The sequence below is a fragment of the Austwickia sp. genome, assembly GCA_016699675.1.
GTDB lineage: Bacteria > Actinomycetota > Actinomycetes > Actinomycetales > Dermatophilaceae > Austwickia.
Map to the genome: position 1 here is coordinate 3061646 of CP064985.1, position 18247 is coordinate 3079892.

The 18247-nt window shown below is 70.5% G+C and carries 13 protein-coding genes and 2 pseudogenes; 9 read left to right on the forward strand and 6 right to left on the reverse strand.

What is annotated here, in order from left to right; all coding sequences use genetic code 11:
* The first annotated feature begins 4 nt into the window (after window positions 1–4).
* From IPK37_14025 to IPK37_14035, 3 genes and pseudogenes are all read left to right on the forward strand, one after another.
* Window positions 5–1099 (forward strand): DUF917 family protein, encoded by a 1095-nt coding sequence (locus IPK37_14025; protein QQS00047.1) that lies wholly within the window; start codon window positions 5–7, stop codon window positions 1097–1099.
* Window positions 1092–2369 carry a M20 family metallo-hydrolase gene (locus tag IPK37_14030; GenBank protein ID QQS00048.1) on the forward strand — a complete coding sequence of 426 codons (1278 nt, stop codon included), beginning with the start codon at window positions 1092–1094 and terminating at the stop codon, window positions 2367–2369. The genes IPK37_14025 and IPK37_14030 overlap by 8 nt, the downstream gene beginning before the upstream one ends.
* Window positions 2370–2382: 13 nt before the next feature.
* Window positions 2383–3719 (forward strand): annotated as a pseudogene (locus IPK37_14035) (MFS transporter).
* Between the two features lie 88 nt (window positions 3720–3807).
* On the opposite strand, the pseudogene IPK37_14040 reads toward IPK37_14035, so the two are convergent.
* Window positions 3808–5399: pseudogene (locus tag IPK37_14040) on the reverse strand (DASS family sodium-coupled anion symporter).
* Between the two features lie 188 nt (window positions 5400–5587).
* Here IPK37_14040 and IPK37_14045 point away from each other — a divergent pair.
* Complete coding sequence (locus IPK37_14045) at window positions 5588–8332, forward strand: phosphoenolpyruvate carboxylase (GenBank protein QQS00049.1); 2745 nt, start codon at window positions 5588–5590, stop codon at window positions 8330–8332.
* 69 nt (window positions 8333–8401) lie between these two features.
* Here IPK37_14045 and lpdA read toward each other — a convergent pair whose 3' ends face one another.
* On the reverse strand, window positions 8402–9796 hold the full coding sequence (gene lpdA, locus IPK37_14050) for a dihydrolipoyl dehydrogenase (protein ID QQS00050.1): 1395 nt from the start codon (window positions 9794–9796) through the stop codon (window positions 8402–8404).
* A gap of 75 nt (window positions 9797–9871) precedes the next feature.
* Between lpdA and IPK37_14055 the strand changes: the two genes are divergently transcribed.
* The gene (locus IPK37_14055) at window positions 9872–10831 is read left to right on the forward strand and encodes a DMT family transporter (protein QQS00051.1); all 960 of its coding nucleotides are present in this window, start codon (window positions 9872–9874) and stop codon (window positions 10829–10831) included.
* A gap of 140 nt (window positions 10832–10971) precedes the next feature.
* Entirely contained in the window at window positions 10972–12024 is a 1053-nt protein-coding gene (locus IPK37_14060) for a MaoC family dehydratase (GenBank protein QQS00052.1), read from the forward strand.
* 60 nt (window positions 12025–12084) lie between these two features.
* On the opposite strand, the gene IPK37_14065 is transcribed toward IPK37_14060, so the two are convergent.
* Window positions 12085–12708 (reverse strand): class I SAM-dependent methyltransferase, encoded by a 624-nt coding sequence (locus IPK37_14065; protein QQS00053.1) that lies wholly within the window; start codon window positions 12706–12708, stop codon window positions 12085–12087.
* 41 nt (window positions 12709–12749) lie between these two features.
* Here IPK37_14065 and IPK37_14070 point away from each other — a divergent pair, with 41 nt between their 5' ends.
* From IPK37_14070 to IPK37_14080, 3 genes are all read left to right on the forward strand, one after another.
* A complete protein-coding gene (locus IPK37_14070) occupies window positions 12750–13595 on the forward strand; it encodes a PHP domain-containing protein (protein ID QQS00054.1) in 846 nt (281 codons plus the stop codon).
* Entirely contained in the window at window positions 13592–14200 is a 609-nt protein-coding gene (locus IPK37_14075) for an NAAT family transporter (protein QQS00055.1), read from the forward strand. Before IPK37_14070 ends, IPK37_14075 begins: the two co-directional genes overlap by 4 nt.
* A gap of 226 nt (window positions 14201–14426) precedes the next feature.
* Window positions 14427–15278 carry a PD-(D/E)XK nuclease family protein gene (locus tag IPK37_14080; GenBank protein QQS02887.1) on the forward strand — a complete coding sequence of 284 codons (852 nt, stop codon included), beginning with the start codon at window positions 14427–14429 and terminating at the stop codon, window positions 15276–15278.
* Window positions 15279–15519: 241 nt separating this feature from the next.
* On the opposite strand, the gene IPK37_14085 is transcribed toward IPK37_14080, so the two are convergent.
* The 3 genes from IPK37_14085 to IPK37_14095 form a co-directional block, all read right to left on the reverse strand.
* Window positions 15520–17103: a DEAD/DEAH box helicase gene (locus IPK37_14085; protein ID QQS00056.1), complete on the reverse strand. Its 1584-nt coding sequence runs from the start codon at window positions 17101–17103 to the stop codon at window positions 15520–15522.
* A gap of 281 nt (window positions 17104–17384) precedes the next feature.
* Window positions 17385–17660 carry a GlsB/YeaQ/YmgE family stress response membrane protein gene (locus IPK37_14090; GenBank protein QQS02888.1) on the reverse strand — a complete coding sequence of 92 codons (276 nt, stop codon included), beginning with the start codon at window positions 17658–17660 and terminating at the stop codon, window positions 17385–17387.
* A 307-nt stretch (window positions 17661–17967) separates the two neighbouring features.
* Entirely contained in the window at window positions 17968–18192 is a 225-nt protein-coding gene (locus IPK37_14095; protein ID QQS00057.1) for a DUF3107 domain-containing protein, read from the reverse strand.
* Window positions 18193–18247 lie beyond the last annotated feature (55 nt).

Genomic DNA, 18247 nt, shown 5'->3' on the forward strand with positions numbered 1-18247 from the left:
CCTTATGCGCGACCTGACCAGTGACGATGCCCGCCGCGGCGTGATCGGCGGGGGCGTCTTCGCCTGCGGCGGCGGCGGCTGGCAACACCACGGCGAGTTGATGGGCCACATCGCCACGTCGATCGGCGTACCGCAGCTCGCTTCCGTCGACGAGCTGCCCGAGGACGCCTGGGTGGCCACCGTCACGGCAATCGGCGCCCCGGCCTCGCCGACCTGGGAGATCCGCCCCGTCGACTACGTGCACGCGCTGCAGGCCTTGATGGAGCACAGCGAGCATCCCATCGCCGCGGTGATGACCGCCCAGAACGGCTACTCCACCACCCACAACGGCTGGATCCAGTCCGCCGTCCTCGGCGTGAAGGTGCTCGACGCGGCGGGCGACGTGCGGGCCCACCCCACCGGGAAGCTCGGCTCGCTCGGCCTGACGACCCGGCCGGGTTATGTCTCCACCCAGGTGGTCTCCGGCGGCAACCGGGCGCTGCACGGGCACTTCCTGTCCGTCAACCGTGGCACAGTCTCCACCTGCGACGACGTGCTGCGCGACATCTCGGTCCGCACCGGCGGATTCATCGCCTCCGCCCGCAATGTGGTCGAGCTGTCCTGGGTCAAGGAGCACGCGGCGCTGGGCTCGATCTCGCTGGCCCTGGACCTCGGCGGCGACATGGAACAAGCGGGCGTCGGCGACCCCGGACAAGGCGAGGACGTGGCCGCAGCCGTGATCCGGCGGCTGGGCGGGACGATCCTCGACCGGGGCCCACTGCCCCACGAGGGGCCGCTGGAGACCCGCGGCGGGTGGGACCGGGGCACCTTCCGCATCGGCGACCACACGGTTCCCTATCTCAACGAGTACATGGCCATCGACCGTGGCACCGAGCGGGTCGGGACCTATCCCGACACCATCATCCTGCTCAGCGGCGACGACGGCTTCCCGCTCGCGGTCAAGGATGCGGTGCCCGGCATGGACACGATCCTCATCCACGTGCCCAGTGATCTTCTGCCGCTGTCGAGTTCGGCGACCGACCCGGTGGCCGTCGGGGAGTGCGAGGACATCATGGGCATCGACTTCCTCCGCTACCTGCCGGGTCACGGCGATGGCTGAGCTGACCGCGGCCCAGGCCGACCGGCTGGGTGCGGACGCGCTGCGCATCGCCGACCGGATCGAGGCGCTCTCGGCGTACCGCGACGACCGCCAGGACGGCTGGGCCCGTGAGGTCTTCTCCGAGCCCTACCGCGACGCCCGCGGCTGGATCCGCCGCCAGATGATCGAGGCCGGGCTCACCACCCGCGTCGACGCGATGGGCAATGTCATTGGCGTGCTTCCTGGTTCACGGCCGGGGGCGCCCGCGCTGGTCACCGGTTCGCACACCGACACGGTGGCCCGCGGCGGCCGGTACGACGGGATCGTGGGGGTCCTCGCCGCGATCGAACTGGCGGCCTGGTTCCGTGACCACGGCAGCACGTTGGAGCACGACCTGGTCGTCGTCGACTTCCTCGGCGAGGAGGCCAACCGGTTCGGGCTGTCCTGCCTCGGCTCGCGGGCCATCGCCGGCGCCCTGACGCCCGCCCACCTGGACCTGACGGACGAGGCGGGGGAGCGTCTCGGCGACGCCCTCGGCGCGTTCGGCGGCGACCCCGCCGGGGCGCTGGCGGCGGCCTGGCGGCCGCAGGACGTGCACGCGTACGTCGAGTTGCACGTGGAGCAGGGCGCCCTGCTGGAACAGAGCGGCCACGAGCTGGGCGTCGTCACCGCGATCGCGGGGATCCAGCGGCTGCTGCTGACCTTCGCCGGGGAGGCCGGCCACGCGGGCACCACCGCCATGGCCGACCGGCACGATGCGCTGGTCGCGGCCGCCGAGGCGGTCCTGGCCGTCGAGCGGGTCGCCTGTGGCGCCCCCACCCACGCGGTCGCCACCCCCGGACACATCGAGGCCACCCCGGCCGGGATGGCCGTCATCTCCGAGCGGGCCAAGCTGTGGGCCGAGATGCGCAGCATCGACCCGGACTGGCTGACCGCGACCCGGTCCCAGCTGGTCGCGGACATCGCCGAGCAGGCCCGCCGGCGCGGGGTCGCGGTGGAGGCCGAATGGCTCAGCGTCCAGGCCCCCGTGCCGGCCACCCCCGCCATGCAGGACCTCATCGCCGGCTCCTGCGACGCGCTCGGGGTGCCGTGGAAGGGCGTCCCGAGCGGCGCCGGCCACGACGCCGCGCACCTGGCCCGACTGGCCCCGATGGGCATGATCTTCGTCCCGTCGGCGGCCGGCAAGAGCCACTGCCCCGAGGAGTTCACCCAGACCGCGCACATCGCGCAGGGCGCCGTCGCCCTCGCCCACACCCTCCTTCGCCTCGATTCAACGCCGAATCCCACCTGACCGGAGCCGACCCATGAGCACCTCGACCAATCCCGCCGTGCGCCCGGCCGCCCCCGGCGGCGCGATCTCCAAGAAGGCCGTGCTGGCGGCCTCCATCGGCAACGCGATGGAGTGGTACGACTTCTCCGTCTACGCCTTCTTCGCCAGCTACATCGCCGCGAACTTCTTCAAGCAGGGCGACGAGACGACCGCGCTGCTGGACACCTTCCTGGTGTTCGCGGTCGGCTTCATCGCCCGCCCGCCCGCCCGCTCGGCGCCGTCCTGCTCGGCATCTACGGCGACCGCAAGGGCCGCAAGGCCGCGCTGACCGCGACGATCCTGATCATGGGCCTCGGCGTGCTCATCGTGGCGGTGGCCCCGCCGTACGTCGTCCTCGGTGCGGGCGCGGCCTTCCTGCTGCTGCTCGGCCGCCTGCTGCAGGGCTTCTCCGCCGGCGGCGAGATCGGGCGCGCCGCGGCGTACCTCGTCGAGCACGCCCCCGCCGACCGTCGCGGGCTCTACGCCTCCTGGCTGCAGGCCAGCATGGCCGCCTGGAACCTGATGTCGGCCGTCATCGGCTTCACGATCACCTCGCTGCTGACCAAGCAGCAGATCATCGACTGGGCGTGGCGCATCCCGTTCGTCATCGGGCTGCTGATCATCCCGATCGGGTTCTACGTGCGCCAGCGCCTGCCGGAGACCCATGCCTTCGAGGAGCGGGCCGCCCAGCGGGCCCACGAGGGCGCCAGCACCCCGATCAATCTGCTCGTCACGACGCACCTGGGGCGGCTGCTGGCCGGCGCGGTGTTCTCGATCCTGTGGACCGTGTGCGTCTACGCGCTGATCATCTACCTGCCCACCTACTACAGCAGCCCCGCCATCGGCCTCGGCTTCTCCTCTCGGGACGCCTTCCTCGCCTCGCTGGTCGGCAACATCGTGATGGTGGCGGTCTGCGTGTTCTCGGGACGGCTCGCGGATACCTTCGGGGCGCGGCGGGTGATCACGTACGGCGTGGTCGCGATGCTGTTCGTCCCCCTGGCGGCGCTGTCCTGGGTGCACGCGGCGAGGTCGCTGCCGGTGTTGCTGATCGTCCACATGATCCTGTGCGCGAACGTTGCCGTCTTCGCCGGCATCGCGCCTTCGACCCTGCCACGCGTCTACCCCGCCGCCATCCGTTCCACCAGCATGGCGCTGAGCTACAACATCGCGGCGATCTTCTTCGCCGGCTTCACTCCCGCGCTGATGACGTGGGCGACCAAGGACATCAGCAAGCTGGCTCCCGCGATCTGGGTGTCGTTGGCCGCGCTGGTCTGCCTCGTGGTGCTCCCCGTGATCTTCCGGTACGTCGACTCCCTCGCCGACGAGAGCTGAGCCCGGGCGTTCAGCACTCAGGACGGGTGCACCGGCCATCCCGGCCGGTGCACCGGTCCTGCGCTACGGAGCAGGCCATGGCTCCGACTCAGGCGATCCCGACCAACTGCGTCATCACCGTCACGCCCGCGACGATCAGGACGGCGCCGATGATGTCGAACACGAACCCGGAACGCACCATCTTCGTGATCGGGATCATCCCCGACCCGTAGACGATGGCGTTCGGCGGCGTGGACACCGGCAGCATGAAGCCGTACGACGAGCCGAACACCGCGGCCAGGGCCGGGATCACGGGCGAGACCCCGGCCGCCACGGCGATCGGGATCACGATGGGCACGACGATGCCGACGCTGGCGGTGTTGCTGGTGGTCTCGGAAATGAGGATCGAAACGACGGTGGCCAGCAAGGTGATCGACAACAGGCTGGACACGCCCAGCCCGCTGGCGACGTTCGTGCCGATCGTCTTGGCCAGCCCCGTGCTGGACAGCAGCGTGCCCAGGGTGATGCCGCTGCCGAAGAGCAGGATGGTGCCCCAGTCGATCTGCGAGGCCTGGTTCCAGTTGAGGGTGAACTGACGGGCGCGCCAGTTCACCGGCAAGAAGAAGAGCATCGAGGCAGCCAGGACGGCCACGGCGCCCTCGTCGAGTCGGGTGGTGAGCCACGCCGCGACCACGTTCTTCTCGCCCAGGATCATCGCGAGGAAGCCCGGCGAGAACCACAGGACGACCGCCACGACGAAGACGGCCAGGGTGTTCTTCTCCCCGCGGCTCCACGGTCCAAGCTCGCGGCGCTCCTGCACGACGTACTCGCGAACGCCGTGGATCCGACCGACTTCCGGTCGGTTCAGCATGACGAGGATGACGCACAGGGCGACGAACATCAGGATGACGATCGGCAGTGCGGTGAGGACCCACTGGAAGAACGACACTCGCAGGCCGGTCTGCCGCTCGATGAAGCCGAGGCCGATGAGGTTGGGCGGGCTGCCGATCGGGGTGGTCAAGCCGCCGACGCTCGCGCCGTACGCGATCATCAGCATCAACGCCGTCCCGAAGCGGAGCCGGCTCGGGTGCGTGTCCGTTCCCGATTGCTCGCTGACGAATCGCCCCAGGGTGCCCATCATGCCGAGCCCGATCGGCAGCAGCATGGCCGTCGTCGCGGTATTGGAGATGCCGACGAACCCGTGGCACAGGGCGATGAGGCCGAAACCGATGATGACCCCGTACGTCGACGTGCCGATTCCCGGCAACGACAGCACGAACAGGGCGAATCGGCGATCAAGACCATGGGTGGACATCGCCTTCGCGATGATGAAGGCACCGAGGAAGAGGAAGATCGTCGATGACGTGAAGCTGCTGAAGACGACTTGTGTCGATGATTGACTGCCCGCCGCGGCCGGCACTTGGAAGATGACACACAGGGCGAGCGCGAGGATGGCCGTGACCGGGATCGGTATCGCCTCGGTGAGCCAGAACAAGATGACGAAGACGAAGATCGCCGCGAGCGCCTTCTGATTCCAGGGCAAGGGGATCGGCGCGAGAAGCATCACCAGGAATGCACTGGGCGCCAGGAAGAGGCCCGCCGTCTGTCGGCTCCGCTCGAAACGTTGCTCCGCGGCAGTGAGCACCTCCGCCTGTCCTCCAAGGTGGCGTAGGTTCCTCTCGGCATGGACTCGTCAGACATGTCAGATACCTCCCTTACGCACCGTTGCGCTTGAGGCGGGAGTGTATGGGCGGGCCCCTTTGCTGGACATCGGTTCACCTCGAACGCAGGCGAGCAGCGGGCCGCCGGGACGCCCACCGGTCGCCATGTGCTCCCGTCATCGGCGTGAACAGTCGTGGACTTGGCCGGGGTGTTCCTAGGCTGGGGGCATGCCGCTGCCCAGCTCGCCTCCGCCCGGCGATCACCCTGCCGGACAACCGGACTCGGCGCTCCCCAGCGTCCGCTCCGACCTGGATCTGCTGACCTCGCTGCACGCGAGCGTGCTGGCGGAGTCCGGCCGCGAGGATCTCCTGGAGCTCATGCGCACGCTCGTAGCGGCCTCCGCCAGCGCCACGAATCGGGACAGCTTCGCCCGGCCGCACGCCATGGTGGCCGACCTCGACGACGGCACGGCGGCGGAGCTGGCCCGCGCGGTCACCGTGCACCTGCACCTGACCAACCTCGCCGACGAGCGCCTGCGCGCGCGGTCGCTGCGCGCCGAGACCGCCGACTTCGGCACCGGGCTGGAGGATGGCGCGGTCGCCGCGGCGATCACCGAGCTCGGCCCGCGCGCCGCCGACCGGATCGCGGGGCTGCGCATCCACCCGGTGCTCACGGCCCATCCCACCGAGGCGCGTCGCCGCGCGGTCGCGACGGCGCTGGCCCGGATCAGCGAGCAGCTGGACCGGTACGACGACCCGTGGTCCGGCGGCCTCGAACGCGACTTCGCCCGGCGCCGGATGCTCGAGGACATCGACATCCTGCAACGCACCTCCACGCTTCGGCGGACCCGCCCCGAGCCCCAGGACGAGGTCAAGACGATCCTCACCGTCTTCGACCAGACGCTGGTGCGGGCGGTGCCCCGGCTCTACCGGGCCGTCGACGAGGGCCTGCGCCACGCAGGCGTGTCGCGGAGCCTGCCGCCCGCGTTCGTGCGGTTCGGCAGCTGGATCGGCGGGGACCGCGACGGCAACCCGTTCGTCACCGCCGACGTCACCCGGCGCACCATGGCCGCCCAGGCCGAGCACGCCATCGCCGCGCTCGCCCGGATCGCCGGCCGGATCGCGCGGACGCTCACCATGGACGAGGTCGGCACCCCGCCCTCCGATGCGCTCGTGGAGGCCCTGGCCAACGACGCCGTACGGCTGCCAGAGGCCATGGCCCGCTTCGTCAAGGACTCGCCGGGGGAGCCGCACCGGCAGAAGATGCTCGTCATCGTCACCCGGCTCGAGCTGACGCTCGCCGAGCGCGCGGGACTCGCCTACGCGGGTCCGGCCGAGGTGCTCGCGGACCTCGCGCTGGTCCAGGAGAGCCTGGTGGCAGCGGGGGACGCGCGGGCGGCGTACGGCGAGCTGCAGCAGCTGATCTGGCTGGTCCAGACCTTCGGTTTCCACCTGGCCGAGCTCGAGGTCCGGCAGCACTCGGCCGTCCACGAGGCGGCCCTGGTGGAGCTGCTCACGGGGGTCGAGGGCGTCGCCGATCCGCTGGCGGCCGCGCGCGATGCGGCGTATCTGGATCGACTCGCCACCCACGGGTGGCCCGACGGCGTCGCCGGGCGGCGCACCGCCGAGGCCTCGGAGCGGACGGCCGAGGTCCTCGACACCCTGCGCGTGATGGCGTGGTTGCAGGAGCGGTGGGGGCCGCACTGCTGCGGGCGGTACATCGTCAGCTTCAGCCAGAGCGCCGCCCACCTCGCCGCGGTGCGCGCCCTCGCCCGGCTCGCGGTCGGCGACCGCCCGTTGCGGCTCGACGTCGTGCCCCTCTTCGAGACGGGAGAAGACCTCGAACGCTCCCGCGAGACGCTGCAGGAGTGGTTCGCGCTGCCCACCACCGCCGCCTGGGTGACGACGACCGGCCGCAACGTCGAGGTCATGCTCGGCTACTCCGACTCGGCCAAGGACGTCGGACCGGCGAGCGCCACGCTCACCCTGGACCAGGCCCAGCAGAAGCTGGTGTCGTGGGCGGAGCGGCACGACGTACGGCTCACGCTCTTCCACGGCCGCGGCGGCTCCCTGGGCCGCGGCGGCGGTCCGCTGCACCGCGCGATCCTGGCGCAGCCGACGGGATCGGTGGACGGCCGGTTCAAGGTGACGGAGCAGGGGGAGGTGATCGCGGCGCGGTACGGCGACGTGCTCGTGGGGCAGCGCCACCTCGAACGCCTCACCAGCGCCGTGCTCCTGACGGACGAACCCGAGCGGGCGCGGCTGCGGGGCAAGAGCGGTCGGGGGTACGCCGAGGTCGGCGCGCGCATCGACGCCGCGTCGCGGACCGCGTACCGCGAGCTGGTTACGAGCCCGGGGCTGGTCGAATTGCTCGCCCAGGCGAGCCCGCTCGACGAGCTCGGCGAGCTGCGGCTGGGCTCTCGCCCGTCGCGCCGCAGCGGGGTCGATGTCGGCCGGTCGCTGGCCGACCTGCGGGCGATCCCGTGGGTGTTCGCGTGGGCGCAGGCGCGGGTGAACGTGCCCGGCTGGTACGGGCTGGGGACGGGCCTCGCCGCGGTGGGCGACCTGGCGGAGCTGCGCCGCGCCTACCGGGACTGGCCGCTGTTCGCCTCGCTCATCGACGTGGCGGAGATGAGCCTGGCCAAAGCCGACCGGGCGCTGGGGGAGGCGTTCCTGGAGCTGGGCGACGCGCCGGAGCTGGTCGGGCGGATCCTGGCCGAGTACGACCTGACCTTGCAGTGGGTGCTCGACGTGCTCGACCAGCGGGAACTGTTGGAGCGCAAGCCGCACCTGCACGCGGCGATCGAGATGCGGCGCCCCTACATCAACGCCCTGTCGCACCTGCAGATCCACGCGCTGCGGACGCTGCACGGGCCGGACGCGCTCGCCGACCCGGAGCTGGCGGAGCGGTGGCGCACCGTGGTGCTGCTGACGATGAACGGCGCCGCGGCGGGGCTGCAGAACACCGGCTGAACCCGACGGACGCGGAGGGGTGCCCGCCCCCGGTGTGGGGCGGGCACCCCTCGGTGCCGAAGCGGTGGCTCAGAAGTTGATCATGTGCCCCGCGATGCCGTGCATGGCCTCCTTGAGGGCCTCGCCGAGCGTCGGGTGGGCGAACACCGTGCGGCTGACCTCGTCGGCCGTCAGGTCCCACTGCTTGGCGACGCTTGCTGCAGGCAGCAGTTCGGTGACGTCCGGGCCGATCATGTGCACGCCGAGGATCTCGTTGTACTTGGCGTCGGCGACCACCTTGACGAAGCCGACACCTTCGCCGAGGCCCTGCGCCTTGCCGTTGGCGGTGAACGGGAAGCTCGCCGTCTTGATCTCGTGGCCGGCGTCCTTGGCCTGCGCCTCGGTCAAGCCCATCGAGGCGATCTGCGGGTGGCAGTAGGTCGCCCGCGGGATGTTGACGTAGTCGACCGGCATGGTCTCGGCGCCGGCGATGGTCTCCGCGGCGACGATGCCCATGGCCTCGGCGACGTGGGCCAGCATCATCTTGGCGGTGCAGTCGCCGATGGCGTAGACGTTGGGCACGTTGGTGCGGCAGTAGTCGTCGATCTCGATGGCGCCGCGCTCGGAGACCGTCACGCCGATGTTCTCGAGGCCGTAGCCGGTGACGCGGGGCGCGAATCCGAAGGCGGTGAGCATGCGCTCCGCCTCGAGCACCTGCTTGTCGCCGCCGGCGGCGGGGGAGACCGTGACCTTGACGCCGGAGCCGGTGTCCTCGACCGACTCGACCTTGGTGCCGGTCATCACCTTTACGCCGAGCTTCTTGTAGTGCTTGGCGAGCTCCTTGGACACGTCGGCGTCCTCCGTGGGGACCATCCGGTCGAGGAACTCCACGATCGTCACGTCGACGCCGAAGTTGGCCATCACGTAGGCGAACTCGACGCCGATCGCGCCGGACCCGCCGATGATGATGGACTTCGGCAGGTTCTCGTCGAGGATCTGCTCCTCGTAGGTCACGACGTTCTTGGATAGCTCGATGCCCATCGTCTTGACCGTCGCACCGGCCGCGATGATGAGGTGGTCGAACGTGACGGTCTTCTTCTCGCCGCCGTCGGACTCGACCTCCATGGAGGTCGGGCTGGTGAGCGTGCCCCAGCCGTCGATCTCGGTGATCTTGTTCTTCTTCATCAGGAAGTGGACGCCCTTGACGATGCCCGCGCTGACCTGACGGGACCGCTTGTGGGTCGGGCCGAACGACATCGTCGCGTCGCCCTCGATGCCGTACTTGGCCTTCTCGTGGTTCAGCGTGTGCGCGAGTTCGGCGTTCTTCAACAGCGCCTTGCTCGGAATGCAGCCCACGTTGAGGCAGACTCCGCCCCAATAGCGCTTCTCGACCACGGCAACCTTCTTGCCGAGCTGCGCGGCCCGGATCGCCGCCACGTATCCGCCCGGGCCGGCGCCCAGGACCACCACATCGAAGTCAGCCATGGGGGCAGCCTATCGGGGCGCCGGTGGGGAGGGCACGGCGTACGACCGGCTGGGCCCTGTCCTACGCTGGCGCGCATGTCACCGGTCCGACTGCGCGCCAACCTCATGCTGCTCGTGGCGGCGGCCATCTGGGGGTTTGCGTTCGTCGCGCAGGTCGTCGGGGCGGAGCATGTGGGCCCGCTGACGTTCAACGGGGTCCGGTTTGCCCTCGGCGCGCTCTCGCTGCTGCCGCTCATCACCGTCCTCGATCGACGGAGCGGCACGGCGCGGGCGGACCGGCTCGCGGCCTGGCGCCGGTGCCGGGCCCCGGGGCTCCTGGTGGGCGCGGTTCTATTCGTGGCGGCGCTGTTTCAGCAGGCCGGGATGGGGCTCACGACGGCGGGCAAGGGCAGCTTCATCACTGGGCTCTACATCGTGCTCGTGCCCCTGGTCGGCATGCTGCTGGGGCATCGGACGGGCCGGTTCACGTGGGCCGGCGTCGGGCTGGCCCTGGTCGGTCTCTACCTGCTCTGCGTGACGGAGGGGCTCACGATCGCCGCCGGGGACGCCCTGGTGCTGGCGTGCGCGGTCTTCTTCACCGGGCACATCCTGCTCATCGACCGGTACGCGCGGCTCGACGCGCTGCGCCTCTCCGTCACCCAGTTCGGGACATGCGCGCTGCTCAACCTGGGGGCGGCGGCGGTCGTGGAGCCGACGCCGTACGCCGGGATCGGCGCGGCCCTGGTGCCGATGCTGTACGGCGGCCTCATGTCGGTCGGGGTGGGATACACGCTGCAGATCCTCGGCCAGCGCGACGCCCTGCCGTCCCACGCGGCGCTGCTCATGTCGATGGAGTCGGTCTTCGGGGTGATCGGCGGGGCGCTGCTGCTCGGGGAGACGATGACCGCACGGGGCTACGCGGGTTGCGCGGTCATGCTCGCCGGGATCTTGCTGTCGCAAGCCGGCACCCCGCCCGGTGCGGATCCCCGCCCGCCGAGCGAGCCGACGGCGCTGCCGCCCGGCGTACCGGTCGTGGACGTCAACGACCGCTCCTGAGCTGCACCTTCGCTGCCATGGCGGCACCGGCCGGGGGACGGACGAGTGACGGGGGGCCGGCGCATGCGGGTCGCCGTACGTGAGGGATGGCACGCCCGTACCGGCGCCGTGCGCAGCGCGGATCGGGCAGGATTCGCCCCATGGCGAAGGTGATGAGCGGGAACTACTTCGAGGACTTCGAGATCGGGCAGCGGCTGCGGCACGCGACGCCCCGCACGGTGACCGAGGGAGATGTGGCGCTCTACCAGGCGCTGTACGGATCGCGGTTCGCGGTCTCCTCCGGGGCGACCTTCGCGGCGGCCTGCGGCCAGGAGCGGATGCCGATCGACTCGCTGCTGACCTTCCACATCGTGTTCGGCAAGACCGTCCCGGACGTCTCCATCAACGCCGTGGCCAATCTCGGTTATGCCGGCGGCGTGTTCGGCGTCCCGGTCTTCCCCGGCGACACGCTGACCACCACCTCCGAGGTCACCGGCCTGAAGGAGAACTCCAACGGCAAGACCGGCGTGGTTTACGTGCATTCTGTGGGCGTCAACCAGCGCGACGAGGTCGTCCTGGACTACAACCGCTGGGTCATGGTGAACAAGAAGGACCAGGCCAAGCCCGCACCCGACACGGTGGTCCCGAGCCTGCCGACGTCGGTGCCGGTCGATCAGCTGCAGGTGCCCTGGTCGATCCGCAAGGGCGGCTACGACGTCGAGCTCGCCGGCTCGCCGTACCTGTGGGACGACTACGAGGTCGGCGAGAAGATCGACCACGTCGACGGCAACACCATCGAGGAGGCGGACCACATGATGGCCACCCGCCTCTACCAGAACACGGCCAAGGTCCACTTCAACCAGCACACCGAGGGCCAGGGCCGCAACGGCCGCCGCATCGTCTACGGCGGCAACATCATCAGCTTCGCGCGCGCCCTGAGCTTCAACGGCCTGGGCAACGCCCTGTCCATCGCGGCGATCAACGGCGGCTCGCACACCAACCCCACCTTCGCCGGGCACACGGTCTACGCCTGGTCGGAGGTCCTCGAGAAGCTGGTGCTGCCTGGCCGCGACGACATCGGCGCCCTGCGCGTGCGCACCGTCGCCACCAAGGACCTGCCCTGCGCGGAATTCCCGTACAAGGGCGAGGACGGCAAGTACCTGCCGAACGTGGTCCTCGACTTCGACTACACAGTGCTGATGCCGCGCCGGTGACATCGGTTTCGGTGGCGCCGGCCGGCGCCGGCGCCACCGGCTCCCGGTAGAGGAACCCCGTCAGGCCGGGCGTTGTGCCGTCGCCAGGAAGAGGGGGAATGCGCGCGTCTCGTCGCGGACGACCTTGTCCACCACGGTGGCGGTCGTGATGCGCACCCCCACGAACCCGGCGTGGGTCAACCAGGCGACGATGTCGGCGCGGGGAAACCCGTTTGGTCCCTCGAAGTCGGCGTGCTGCGCGTGGAAGGCGCCGTCCGGGTCGTGGTCAAGGTCGACCAAGGCGATCCGACCGCCCCGGGCGAGCACGTCGTACGCCGCGCGCAGCGCGCCCGCCACGTCGGCCATGTGGTGCAGCGCCAGCTGCGACAGGACCAGGCCGTAGGGGCCACCGGGCAGGGCGGTCTCCTGCGCGCCAACGAGTTCGGCGCGCCACGCCGTCAGGTGGAGCTCAGCAATGCGGGCGCGGGCGACCTGAACCATGCCCGGCGCGGAGTCGGTCAACGTGACGGGTCCGAGGGTGTCGGCCAGCTGGCGGCACAGCAGCCCCGTGCCCGCGCCGAGCTCCAGGGTGGCCGGATGGTCGTCGAGGTCGACGGCCGCGCGGATGGCGTCGGCCACGGCCCTGCTGCGCGCGACCCGGTCCGGTCGGTCATCCCAAGTTGCGGCCTCGCCGGAGAAATCCATGCCGGTCAGCGTACGTCGCCCCATCCCATAGGCTGGTTGGCGTGCTCATCGACCTGCACGCCCACACCACGGCCAGCGACGGGACGGACACCCCGGCCCAGCTGATGGCTGCCGCAGCCGAGCGCGGCCTCGACGTCGTGGCGATCACGGACCACGACTCCACCGCAGGGTGGGCCGAGGCGACGCGCGAGGCCACCGCGCACGGCGTACGGCTCGTGCGTGGCATCGAACTGTCCTGTACGGCGGGCGGGATCTCCCTGCACGTCCTGGGCTACCTGCACGACCCGACGTACGCGCCGCTCCTGCAGGAGATCGACAAGGCCCGGTCCAGCCGGGTGGACCGCGCCCGCCGGATCACCGAGAACCTGGCCGCCGACGTGCCGATCAGCTACGACGAGGTGCTGGCGCAGGTCACCGGGTCGGCGACGGTGGGGCGCCCGCACATCGCCGACGCGCTCGTCGCGGGCGGCGTGGTGGCGGATCGCGACGAGGCGTTCGCGCGCTTCCTGTACGACGGGTCGCCCTACGGCGCAAAGCATTACGCGCCCAGCGCCGTCGCCGGCGTGCGGCTGATCATCGCTGCCGGGGGCGTGCCGGTCATGGCCCACCCGTTCGCGGCCAAGCGCGGCCGGATCGTCGCCAACGAGGTGATCGAGGAGATGGCCGCGGCGGGACTGGTGGGGTTGGAGGCGCACCACCCCGACCACACGCCGGAGCAGGAGGCGCACACCCTCGACCTCGCCCGAGCTTTAGGTCTGCTCGTGACCGGCTCCAGCGATTACCACGGCACCGGAAAGAGCAATCGGCTGGCGGACCGGACCACCCCGCGCGACGTGTACGAGGCGCTGCTCGGCCGGCCGACGGCGACGGCAGTGGTGCAGGAATGAACCTGGACACGGGCTTCTTTGGCTCGGTGTTCATCAGCCTGCTCGTGATCCTCGACCCGCCCGGGGCATTGCCGGTCTTCCTGAGCCTGACGAAGTCGTACAAGAAGCACGACCGCCAGGCCGTCGCCGCTCGCGCGTCCGTGGTGGCCTTCGGGGTGCTCCTGACGTTCGCCCTGGTGGGGGAGCAGATCCTGCAGTATCTCAAGATCTCCGTCCCCGCCCTGCAGGTCTCCGGGGGCCTGCTGCTCCTGCTCATCGGGCTGGAGCTGCTCATGGGCAAGGAGGACGCCGACGCCGACGTGGCCCGCACGAACATCGCCCTGGTCCCGCTCGCCGTGCCGCTGTTCGCCGGGCCTGGGGTCATCGTCACGATCATGGTGTCGATGCAGCGGGCGCACACCATGGGACAGCGCGCCTCGATCATCCTGGCGCTGGCTGCGGCGATGGCGGTCGTCTACCTGTCGATGCGGTACGCCGGCGCCATCCACCGGGTGCTTCGCGAGGGCGGGACCACGCTGGTCAGCCGGATTGCGGGGCTGCTGTGTGCGGCGATCGCCGTGCAGATGATGGCGGACGGCATCATCGGCTTCGTGCACTCGGCCTGAGCAACCGGAGTCGCACGAGACCTGGGCCCGGTCTGCGCTTCGCGGCTCGCAGCGCGGGTGAGGCCGCTGCCGCGCGTCCACACCCGAGCGGTTGTTCCACAGCACGCGGCGCCTCCCGCGGGCGGCGCACCGGTCTGGTTAGCCTGCAGGCGTGAGTGAACCGTCGGCACGGCAGGGCGAGTTCGTGGGGCTGCCCCCGCGGCTGTTCTCGGCGAGCCCCAGCCGGATGCTGACGTGGTTGGACTGCCCCCGCCAATACCGGCTGCGCTATCTCGACGTACCGCGTCCCGCGCCGCGACCGCAGCGGGCCCACACGACGGTGGGCACGGTCACCCATACCGTCCTGCGCGACTTTTGGGACGTGGCGCCGAACGAACGTACGCCGCAGCGGGTTTCGGCCCTCGTCGATGCGCAGTGGACCTCGTTGGGGTTCCGCGACGCCGAGCAGGCCCAGCGCTGGCGCGAGCGGGTGCGCTGGCAGGTGCTGGCCTATCTCCGCTCGCTGGGGGAGGCCCGCCACTCGCGCCCGGTCGGCACCGAGCGGACCGTCGCGTTCACCACGGATCGCCTGGCGTTCTCCGGGCGGGTGGACCGGCTCGACGACCGCGACGGGCACCTGGTCGTCGTCGACTACAAGACCGGTCGCCGCCCGTGCACCGAGGAGGAGGCGCGGACGTCGCTGGCGCTCGCCCTGTACGCCGTCGGCGCCGCGCGGGTCTTTCGTCGAGACTGCGTTCGCGTCGAGCTGCACCACGTGCCGACAGGGGCGGTCGTCGCCCACGAGCACACCCCGGAGTCCCTCGCGCGCAAGGTGTCCGAGGCCGATTCGATCGTGCGGGACCTCGTGTCGGCCGAGCGGGAGTACGCCGTAGCCGGGCGCGATTCGACCATGTTTGCGGCGCGCCCGTCGGCGTTGTGCGGCTGGTGCGATGTTCGGGCGCACTGCCCGGAGGGCTCGGCCCACGGTGCCGAGATGAGCGACTGGGCGGGCCTGCCCGGCGAGGACGCCGAAAATTCCGGGGCATCTGAGGTGCCCGAGACCGACGAGAGGTGCGAGGCGCTCAAGACCCAGGGATGAGGCCGCACTTCAGGCGCTCAAGATCCCCGCGGTGCTCGGAAGGCCCAAGACCCCAAACGCCCGCCGCCCCACTTACCCGACTGGCGCCCTCTTGTTGGTACTGGCGCCCGCAATGAAGGCGGGCGCCAGTGGGGGAAAGAGGGCGGCAGTCGCGAAGACTGCCTCAGCCGGGGAGCTCGCTTCAACTGCGAGCTGTCGACTCACTCAGACCTGCTCTGACCCTTCAGAGCCAGAACGGACTTCAATCGGCGGTGACCGCCGCGCCGCCGCCACGGGTGCGGCGCCGCTTGCGGCGGGGCTTGGCCTCGCCATCCGCGCTGGCCTTCCCGTGCTCCTTGGCGCCCTTGTGCTCCTTGGCCTCGCCGCGGCCGTGGCCGTGGCCCGACGTCTTGCCCTCGCTCGACGTACCGCCTCGGCGCCCCCGCGGCCCGGCGCCGCCGCGGCCCTTGCCTGCGCGGCCACCGGTCTCGCCCAGGTCCTCCAGCTCCTCGGCATCCAGACCCGCGCGCACGCGGGCCGCCTTGGGCAGCCGACCGGTCACCGACGGGTCGATCTCCAGGTCGCTGTAGAGGTGTTCGCTGCTGGAATACGTCTCGACCGGCTCGGGGATGCCCAGGTCGAGCGCCTTGTTGATGAGGCCCCAGCGGGGCAGGTCGTCCCAGTCCACGAGGGTGATCGCGACGCCCGTCTGTCCCGCGCGGCCGGTCCGGCCGGTGCGGTGCAGGTAGGTCTTCTCGTCCTCGGGGCACTGATAGTTCACGACGTGCGTGACGTTCTCCACGTCGATGCCCCGGGCCGCAACGTCGGTGGCGACGAGCACGTCGACCTTGCCCTTGCGGAAGGCGCGCATGGCCTGCTCACGGGCGCCCTGGCCCAGGTCGCCGTGCAGCGCGGCCGCCGCGAAGCCGCGGTCGGTGAGCTCCTCGGCCACCTTCGCGGCGGTGCGCTTGGTGCGGGTGAAGACGATCGTCAGCCCGCGGTCCTTGGCCTGCAGCACGCGGCTCAGCATCTCGACCTTGTCCATGGCGTGCGCGCGGTAGACGAACTGCTCGATCGCCTGCACCGTGCTGCCCTCGTCGCCCGCGACCATGGCCCGGATGTGCGTCGGTTGGGTCATGTAGCGGCGCGCCAGCGCCACGACGGCGCCCGGCATGGTGGCCGAGAAGAGCATGGTCTGCCGCGAGGTGGGGGTCTCCGCGAGGATCTTCTCCACGTCAGGCAGGAATCCCAGGTCGAGCATCTCGTCGGCCTCGTCGAGGACCACGGTCCGCACCGAGTGCAGGTTGAGGTGGCGCTGTTGGTTGAGGTCGATCAGGCGACCCGGCGTACCGACGACCACCTCGACCCCCTTGCCGAGGGCGTCGATCTGGGGCTCGAACGCCCTTCCGCCGTAGATGCATTCGACGCGGATGCCGCGGCGCTTGCCGGCCCGGGAGAGGTCGCTGGCGACCTGGACGGCCAGTTCACGGGTGGGGACCACCACGAGAGCCTGGGGACGTCCGGGGTAATCCTGCGCGCCGAAACCCTCGTCGCCGGGGGCGATCACCTTGTCCAAAAGCGGTACGCCGAAGCCGAGCGTCTTGCCGGTGCCCGTCTTGGCCTGACCTATGATGTCGTGTCCGCCCAGGGCCACGGGCAGGGTCATGGCCTGGATGGGGAAGGGGGTGACAATGCCGTGGTCCGCCAGGGCGGCGACGATGTCGTCGTGCACGCCGAAGCTGCCAAAGGTGACCTCGGGGGCCACGGTGGGGTTCTCGCCGGCGTCGATGGTGGGTAGGTCGTGCTCGACGTCCGCGGACGTCGAGCTGAGGTGCACTGTGGTCAATGTCGTCTCTCGATCGGGCCCACGGCGAAGAGTCGGGATGGCTCACGCGGCGCTACGGCGTCGTAGGGCGCCACGCCCGGGGGCGTAGTGCGGAGCCGATCGGAGGTCTTCAATTCCGCGCGTTTCACCCCGCGCGGGTGGGTCGTCGAGCCGATCGGGCACCGAATGTCCTGTTCATGATACCGCGGCGCCCCAGCCAGTGCGTTCTCGGCGCGGCTCCGGGCGCACCGAGGGGCCCCGGGCAGCACGCCCGGGGCCCCTCGGCGGTGGCCTGTGAGCCGTCAGCGGGTGATCCCGCGACGGCCGGTGACCGACATGTAGACGGCGATGAGGATGGCCGCTACCGCGATTCCCGCGAGGAACGGGATGATCGCGAAGCCGCCGTTGCTGTTGCTGTAGCCGACCTGGTAGACGATCCACGACCCAATCGCCGAGCCGAGGATGCCAAGGACGATCGTCATGAGCACCGAGATGTTCTGGTGACCTGGCATGACCAGACGCGCCAGCGCGCCGATAATCAATCCGCCGATGATGGCGCCGATAATGGTGCCGATCATGTTGCTCTCCTTCATGGGCTGTGTGTCGGGGCCCTCCCTGTGGCCCTCCACGGGCTGATTACCCGCTGCCTCGACCCTGACACGCCTCGGCAGGCAACAGTCTGATCACACGCCCTGGTCAGCCGTGCGTCCCCGTCAAGCGGCCACCTGACGCGCTCAGTGGCGCGTCGTACGGCTGTTTTGCACGACGAACGGGGTGAAGGCCACGATTCGGACAGTCGACCAACGAGGAATTCGGGTCGGGGCGCAGATGCCACGGTGCGGCCAGCCCCCGGATCGACTCGAGCCGGGGTCGGCCCGCCGCGGATCAGAGCATGCCGAATCCCACTCCGCCCTTGCGGGGGGCGCCGATCTCCACGTAGCCGATCGCGGCGCCGTTGACGCACACCACGCCGCCCTTGGCGTCGGCCAGCCGGAGCATCGAACCCGAACTGGTTGCCTTGGCGATCTCCTTCTCGATCTCCTCGGGAGCCTGCTCCGACTCCAGGGTGAGTTCCCGGCTGCAGTGCTGCACGCCGATACGGATCTCCACGGGGTTGTGTCCTTTCGCTTCAGGGCTGGGCGACCAGTATCACCCGGTGGGCTGG